7 protein-coding genes and 10 tRNA genes are annotated in these 7,266 nt (G+C 43.6%); all 17 read right to left on the bottom strand.

Annotated elements, in window-relative coordinates; all coding sequences use genetic code 11:
- Positions 1-157: 157 nt before the first annotated feature.
- The 17 genes from KR50_RS06520 to KR50_RS06440 all read right to left on the bottom strand — a co-directional run bounded on the left by KR50_RS06520 (position 158) and on the right by KR50_RS06440 (position 7,219).
- Positions 158-231 (bottom strand) — tRNA-Gly (locus KR50_RS06520).
- Between the two features lie 33 nt (positions 232-264).
- A tRNA-Arg gene (locus tag KR50_RS06515) sits at positions 265-341 on the bottom strand.
- Positions 342-352: 11 nt separating this feature from the next.
- Positions 353-439 (bottom strand) — tRNA-Leu (locus KR50_RS06510).
- A 73-nt stretch (positions 440-512) separates the two neighbouring features.
- Positions 513-594, bottom strand: a tRNA-Leu gene (locus KR50_RS06505).
- A 10-nt stretch (positions 595-604) separates the two neighbouring features.
- Positions 605-680: transfer RNA gene (locus KR50_RS06500), tRNA-Lys, on the bottom strand.
- Position 681: 1 nt separating this feature from the next.
- Positions 682-756, bottom strand: a tRNA-Gln gene (locus tag KR50_RS06495).
- Positions 757-762: 6 nt separating this feature from the next.
- Positions 763-838 (bottom strand) — tRNA-Asp (locus tag KR50_RS06490).
- A 54-nt stretch (positions 839-892) separates the two neighbouring features.
- A tRNA-Glu gene (locus KR50_RS06485) sits at positions 893-967 on the bottom strand.
- 21 nt (positions 968-988) lie between these two features.
- A tRNA-Ser gene (locus KR50_RS06480) sits at positions 989-1,079 on the bottom strand.
- A gap of 7 nt (positions 1,080-1,086) precedes the next feature.
- Positions 1,087-1,161, bottom strand: a tRNA-Asn gene (locus tag KR50_RS06475).
- Between the two features lie 564 nt (positions 1,162-1,725).
- On the bottom strand, positions 1,726-2,235 hold the full coding sequence (locus KR50_RS06470) for a SprT family protein (RefSeq protein WP_041056396.1): 510 nt from the start codon (positions 2,233-2,235) through the stop codon (positions 1,726-1,728).
- 97 nt (positions 2,236-2,332) lie between these two features.
- Positions 2,333-2,746 (bottom strand): hypothetical protein, encoded by a 414-nt coding sequence (locus KR50_RS06465; protein WP_041056394.1) that lies wholly within the window; start codon positions 2,744-2,746, stop codon positions 2,333-2,335.
- A gap of 15 nt (positions 2,747-2,761) precedes the next feature.
- Positions 2,762-4,942: a Tex family protein gene (locus tag KR50_RS06460; protein ID WP_041056391.1), complete on the bottom strand. Its 2,181-nt coding sequence runs from the start codon at positions 4,940-4,942 to the stop codon at positions 2,762-2,764.
- 106 nt (positions 4,943-5,048) lie between these two features.
- Positions 5,049-5,642 (bottom strand): PP2C family serine/threonine-protein phosphatase, encoded by a 594-nt coding sequence (locus tag KR50_RS06455; protein ID WP_041056389.1) that lies wholly within the window; start codon positions 5,640-5,642, stop codon positions 5,049-5,051.
- Complete coding sequence (gene sigB / locus KR50_RS06450) at positions 5,642-6,436, bottom strand: RNA polymerase sigma factor SigB (RefSeq protein WP_041056386.1); 795 nt, start codon at positions 6,434-6,436, stop codon at positions 5,642-5,644. Before sigB ends, KR50_RS06455 begins: the two co-directional genes overlap by 1 nt.
- Positions 6,414-6,884 carry an anti-sigma B factor RsbW gene (rsbW, locus tag KR50_RS06445; protein ID WP_041056383.1) on the bottom strand — a complete coding sequence of 157 codons (471 nt, stop codon included), beginning with the start codon at positions 6,882-6,884 and terminating at the stop codon, positions 6,414-6,416. Before rsbW ends, sigB begins: the two co-directional genes overlap by 23 nt.
- A complete protein-coding gene (locus KR50_RS06440) occupies positions 6,884-7,219 on the bottom strand; it encodes an anti-sigma factor antagonist (RefSeq protein WP_041056381.1) in 336 nt (111 codons plus the stop codon). Before KR50_RS06440 ends, rsbW begins: the two co-directional genes overlap by 1 nt.
- Positions 7,220-7,266: the final 47 nt, after the last annotated feature.

Here is a 7,266-nt window from a genome sequence, read left to right as displayed (position 1 = left end):
ATTAGGCACGCCGCCAGCGTTCGTCCTGAGCCAGGATCAAACTCTCCGTAAAGTGTTTGATAAAGCTCATTTGTTTCGTTTAAATCAAGTATTAACGTTGACGTTTTTGGTTGTTTAGTTTTCAAGGTTCAAGCTTGCATAATAATAATAATAATAATGGAGCGGGTGATGAGAATCGAACTCACGACATCAGCTTGGAAGGCTGAGGTTTTACCACTAAACTACACCCGCGTTGTTGTATTCTATTTAATAGAAGAAAAATAATGGCGCGCCCGAGAGGAGTCGAACCCCTAACCTCTTGATCCGTAGTCAAACGCTCTATCCAATTGAGCTACGGGCGCAATATGTTTTTTGGTGCGGTCGAGAGGAGTCGAACCTCCACGGGATTATCTCCCACTAGGCCCTCAACCTAGCGCGTCTGCCATTCCGCCACGACCGCTTAATGAAGCGACAAGTAATATTATATCAATATAACTCGGAATGGTCAAGCACTTTTTTTAAAAAGTTTTAAATGCGGGTGGAGGGACTTGAACCCCCACGCCTTACGGCACTAGATCCTAAGTCTAGCGCGTCTGCCAATTCCGCCACACCCGCATATACATAATGGTGAGCCATGTAGGATTCGAACCTACGACCCTCTGATTAAAAGTCAGATGCTCTACCAACTGAGCTAATGGCTCCTGGCTGGGCTAGCTGGATTCGAACCAACGCATGACGGAATCAAAATCCGTTGCCTTACCGCTTGGCTATAGCCCAAAACAATGGCGGTCCCGACCGGGATCGAACCGGCGATCTCCTGCGTGACAGGCAGGCATGTTAACCGCTACACCACGGGACCACTTTCACATGAATGAATTTTCTCGCAATCTACTTACGTTACGAACATTAAAATTGGTGACCCGTACGGGATTCGAACCCGTGTTACCGCCGTGAAAGGGCGGTGTCTTAACCGCTTGACCAACGGGCCCCTATGTTCCTATGTATGTTCTGGCGGAGAAGGAGGGATTTGAACCCTCGCGCCGCTTACACGACCTACACCCTTAGCAGGGGCGCCTCTTCAGCCACTTGAGTACTTCCCCATAAAAATGGCTCCACAGGTAGGACTCGAACCTACGACCGATCGGTTAACAGCCGATTGCTCTACCACTGAGCTACTGTGGAACAATAAATAGTAGTATGTAACGAAAGCTAATGTATTATGTATGGCTTTTTCAAAACTTTGCTGTCGTCTTTCCGACTTTTAAAATATTAACAGACTACCTATTCTACTGTCAACGATTTTTAAAAAGTTTTTTAAATTTCTCTCATGAGTTGAATTAGATGAATGTTTTAAATTTATCATATCACTCCCTCACTGTCAAAGTTAGCGAGTCCTCGTTTGGTCTAGCTGCTTACTGGAAGAATGGCTGGTTCTAGCGTTTTTAATAAAACAAAGAGCCTGGGACAAATGTGTCTCAAGCTCTTTGACCGGTTCACTTCGCTTCAAGTGGACGCTTCCGCAGACGGCGCTGAGCCTTCATAGCTTGCCCTGTAAATTCTCAGCTTGCCGTCATATCCGTCTGGAGTCGCCACCTTCCGCTCCTTTCCCCTCATATTTACGATTTAAAAGATTTAAGTTAAACATCATTCACTCTTACTGAGAATAATGGTTCATCGCAGGGAGATCTATCTCACCTCTCGCCACAAGTAAAGCCTCTGACTGCAGCCAAACTATCCGCTCCATCTTTAAAGAAACTGCCAGTCCCGGCCTTGTTTACTTTTTTCAGGGATTACTTCACCAAGATACGACAGTCTTCCCTTGCATTTTCCGCACGCATAACGGCTCGTGTTCATTCTTCTTTTTCGAATATAAGACTGACTGCATTTCTTGCACTGATAGGCATGATACTTGGGATTCGTTTTTTTCTTACTCACTTGTGATGGGAGCGGTGTACAGAACCGGGGAGCGGATACTTTCTTCGTTAGTTCCTTAAAGTCTCTATCCCGGTGCTGATACCCTTTCCCTTCTATATGAAGATGGTAATGACAAAGTTCGTGCTTTATAATGCCGACGAGTTCTTGCATGCCATGCTCGTGAAGATAATGGATATTGAGTTCAATATTATGAGACGACAGCATATATCTTCCGCCGGTTGTTCTTAACCGGGTATTAAACAGCGCTTTATGTTTAAATGGCTTGCCAAATTCTTTTAACGAGATTTCCTCTACAAGACTTTGCAAAGTTTGTTGCTCCACCTTACCTTCTCCTTACAAGTTATTGAAACTACTTTTACGACTATGGCAGAACTGCTATTGATTTCACGAAGAAATCAAATAACTGCTTTTTAATAGGTTAGATAAATAAAAAGATTAGGGCAATGATCGGTATTGATGTGATCAGCTGCATCGCGAGCAGGGAAAAAGACCGCACCTGATTTTTCATTTCCGCTGGTACCGGCTGCTTCATCCGTGTGATTACTTGAATAATACCAAAAATCATTGCGGTAAAAATAATGACAAGTGGGATAACCGGGATTCCAGTATCAGGCCGCTCAACAGTGATGTAGGTAATGATGATAATGGCAAGCGGAACTAATTCAATAAGGGCTGTTGCAAAAAAGAAACGGGTCATAGCAGCCTGGACGGTCATTCCATGCTGCTCCCCTTCGTTTCCAATCTTCACAATCGTGCCTAAATGAGCAATATAGTTAAAGGTAATTCCCAGCGTTGCGATGACGGTCGCTGCTGTAATAATGATATAAAACATGTGTTCTCTCCTCTTTTACAGATTATCTTGATTTTTAGGCTCAAGCATTGTTAAAGCAATTCTTCCTTTTTTCACATCTACCTGTTCTACCCAAACGGTAACTACATCACCCAAAGCCACCACATCAAGCGGATGCTTGACGAAGCCGTTTTTCAGTTTCGATATATGCACGAGGCCATCTTGTTTAACGCCGATATCTACAAATGCACCAAAATCCACCACATTACGGACGGTCCCTTGCAGTTCCATGCCTTTATCAAGATCCTCCATTTTCAGGACATCTTGTTTTAGCAGCGGTTTGCTGAGTTCTTCACGGGGATCTCTCCCCGGGCGAATAAGCGCTTCGATGATATCTTTCATCGTAAGGTGGCCAATCTCGATTTCTTCTGCCCATTGCTCAGGGGTTTTTTCGATTATTTTACCCTTGAGTTCTTCTGTGCCTATGTCAGATGGGACGGCATTTAGGATTTTCAGCATTTGTTTCACGTACGTGTATTGTTCAGGATGAATCGGTGTCCGGTCCAGCGGGTTTTTCCCGTCTGTTATACGCAGGAACCCGATACACTGTTCGTAAGTTTTAGCTCCAAGTCTTGGAATCTTTTTTAATTGCGTGCGGTCCACAAATTTCCCTAGCTCATCTCTTTGCTTCACGACATTTTGGGCAACGGATTTAGAAAGACCTGCTACATATTGAAGAAGCGCAGGAGATGCAGTATTGACGTTTACCCCCACCTGGTTAACAGCAGTTTCTACGACAAAGGTTAACGATTCATTCAGTTTCTTTTGTGATACATCATGCTGATACTGCCCTACTCCGACAGATTTTGGGTCGATTTTCACCAGCTCCGCTAAAGGATCCTGCAGCCTTCTTGCAATAGAAACAGCACTGCGTTCTTCTACCTGCAAATCCGGAAACTCTTCCCGTGCAATGTCCGAGGCGGAATACACACTTGCCCCTGCTTCATTGACAATCAAATAAAATATTTCCTGGGAAAGATCTTTCAGCTGCTCGGCTACAAATAATTCGGTTTCACGAGAAGCGGTGCCATTGCCGATTGCCACGAGTTCGATGTCATATTCCGCAAGTGTTTTTTTGAAAATAGCCGCTGCTTTTGAAGGATCTTTTGTCGTATGCGGGTAGATCACGTCCACTTTCAGCATTTTTCCTGTTTCATCCACCACAGCAAGCTTGCATCCTGTCCGGTAGGCCGGGTCGACTCCGAGAATTCTTTTGCCTTTTAAAGGGGACTGAAGCAATAAATTTCTCAGATTTTCAGAGAAGATATGAATCGCCTGATTTTCGCCTTTTTCCGTCAGTTCATTCCGGATTTCACGCTCGATAGAAGGCTGAATGAGCCGTTTGTAGCTGTCTTCAATTGCTTCTTGAACGACCTGTGCAGTCACCGAGTGAGGATACTTAATGATTTTTCTGTTTAATTCGCTTATGATGCGTTCTCCGTCTGGCTGAATAGACACACGCAGGATTTCTTCTTTTTCACCACGGTTTAGGGCCAATACCCGGTGAGGAACAATTTTATTCACTGGTTCCTCGTATTCATAGTACATTTCAAAAATGCCTTTTTCATCTTGCTCTGCTTTCTTGACAGACGAGCGTACTTTTCCGTGGCGGAATGTTTCTCTTCTTATGTACTCTCTAAATGCAGCGTCATCTGCTATTTGTTCGGCGATTATGTCTTTTGCTCCTGCAAGTGCTTCTTCTGCAGAGAGAACTTCTTTTTCTTCAGAGACATACCGGCCGGCTTCATCATCGATCGATCCGCTTTTCGGATAAGAAGTCAGCCATTGCGCTAATGGCTCCAAGCCTTTTTCTTTTGCCACTGTAGCCCTGGTTCTGCGCTTTTGTTTATAGGGGCGATACAAGTCTTCAACTGCTTGAAGTTTTACAGCATTCGTGATGGAAGATGATAACTCAGGCGTCAGCTTGCCCTGTTCCTCTATTAACCGGATCACTTCCGTTTTGCGGGCTTCTAGATTCTGAAGATACTTCCATCTGTCATCAATCTCTTTTATTTGAACTTCATCTAAAGCCCCTGTCATTTCTTTTCGGTAACGGGCGATAAAAGGCACGGTATTGCCTTCATTTAATAGTTGGATAACCTGCTCAACCTGCTTTTGGTTGATCGCTGTTTCTTTTGACAGTTGGGATAGTAAATGGTTGTTTTCTTTGCTTGACATATAAGAATCGTCACAGCCTTTCCATTATGATTGGTCTCATTGTATCATACGAGCTTCCGTTTATTTTGCTGTAAAGGAGACAGATTGTAAAAAAAAGAGACTGCCATTATGGCAATCTCCCAATAACAAAAGTTGTGTCATCCGTTCCACGTACAATTGACTCAAGCTGCGAGGATATATAATCTAGAGAGTGCTGAGGCTGAAGCATTGGCCGGACACGGGTCAGTTCCAGACCATCTGAATGCAGAAGAAATGAGGATCCTTCTCCATAAAGAAATTCCTGGGTCTTAAATGTCTGCTTTCTGCCAGATAAATAGCCTGTTACAGGAAGGGGATACGTTAAAGTCCCGTCATGTGAATAAAAATAAAAGCGGACGTTGCCTACACAGCTGTACTGAACAACTTTGGTTGTAAAATCAACTTTTACAATGGCAACTGCCGCTCCTCTTTTTTTCAAAAGGGAGTCATTGCAGCGGTTCATTAATGTTTCAACATCTTCTTCATGATGCATGGAGACAACATCACATGCAGCTGAAGAAGCTTCATGAGCATACGTTCCGCTTCCCAATCCATCAGCCAGGATGCATACGTAATAGTCTTCTGTAGCAATCATGAAGTAGCTGTCTCCACAAACACTGCGTCCCATTTTTGTATACTGTCCTGCTACCGCTTTGACACTCTCATGATGGAGGACATCCATCAATTAAAATCCTCATCCTGCTGGTTTTCTTGCTGAATGGCATCCCGTAATTTCTTAATGGCACGGCGCTGCAAGCGGGACACATGCATTTGGGAAATTCCAAGCTGATCACCAGCATCTTTTTGACTCAGGTTTTCAAGATACGTATATTGGATAATCTGTTTTTCACGATCATTCAGCACATGAAGCACTTTTTCAAGCACCAGCCGCTGATCCGTTTTCTCGTAATTATCATCCAGGCTTCCTACGATATCTAACAGCGTCACTGTGCTGCCATCTGAATCTGCTTCAATAGAATGATCAACAGAAAGAGCCTGGTAGCTTTTTCCCATTTCCATCGCTTCAAGAATTTCTTCTTCAGATACTTCCAGATGATCCGCTATTTCATTTACTTTTGGTGAACGCTGAAGATCTGTTGTAAGCTCTTCAACTGTTGCCTTGATTTTCGGACCTAATTCTTTAATTCGCCTTGGTACATGAACGCTCCACGTTTTATCACGCAGAAATCGTTTGATCTCACCAATAATCGTCGGTATAGCAAATGCTTCGAAGCTCTTGCCAAAAGTATCGTCGTAGCGGCGAATTGCCCCTAACAAGCCAATCATTCCTACCTGCGCGATATCTTCATGATAGGATTTGCCTTTTGAATACTTTCTGGCTATGGACTCAACCAAATTGCGGTAGTGAAGCACAAGATTATGCTGGGCCGCATCGTCTTCTGTTTCCTGGTAGGCCTTGATCCATTTAAGCACTTCGTCTTTGCTTGGTTGATTAGGTTGAGACAGTTTTCGCATCCCTCTCCACCTGCTCTTCCTCAATATACTTCGTCATGAAGACTGTTACACCTTCCTTGTGGTGTATCTTAACCTCGTCCATTAAACTTTCAATTAAATAAAGACCTAATCCGCCTTCCCTCAGCATATCAACGGAAGAGCTCTCATCGTATGGACCCACTTCTTCTTTAATTTTCTTAAAATCAAAGCTGTGTCCATGGTCAGCTACGATCACTTCAAGCCGGTTATTATAGAGCGCAAATCCAACTACAACCTCGCCATTGTCATCGTCGCTGTAAGCATGCTGAACTGCGTTGGTAATCGCTTCGCTTGAAGCAATCTTCAAGTCCTCGATATCGTCATAGGTAAAACCCATCCGACTCGCAATTCCCGAAATGGTCAAACGGATTACCCCAACATACTGGGCTTTGGCGGGAATTTTCATTTCAATATAATCAAATGGTTGCATTATTCCACTCCACCTTTTACTTCGGGATTAATATCCATGATGTCTGCAAGCCCGGTAATGTCAAATAAGCGCTTTAAACGATCAGAAAGGCCAACCAGCTGCAAATGTCCGCCATTCGCTTTGATTCCTTTGAAAAGCCCGACAAAAACACCGATGCCTGTACTGTCCATATAATTCACCTGAGATAAATCAGCAATTAAAGTAATTGGATCTTTCGTTGAAATGGGGTCAAGTTTCTCTCTAAGTTTTGGGGCTGTAAATGCATCAATTTCTCCTGCTATCGCTACACGAACCTGATCTTCAGTTTGTTCTGTTATATTGACTGTTATATTCATCTATTTCACCTCTTCATATATCTGTACACATTATAATGGGTGTCTAC

Origin of the sequence: Jeotgalibacillus campisalis (genome assembly GCF_000829515.1) — a bacterium.
GTDB lineage: Bacteria > Bacillota > Bacilli > Bacillales > Jeotgalibacillaceae > Jeotgalibacillus > Jeotgalibacillus campisalis.
This window is presented reverse-complemented; position numbering and strand designations above follow the sequence as displayed.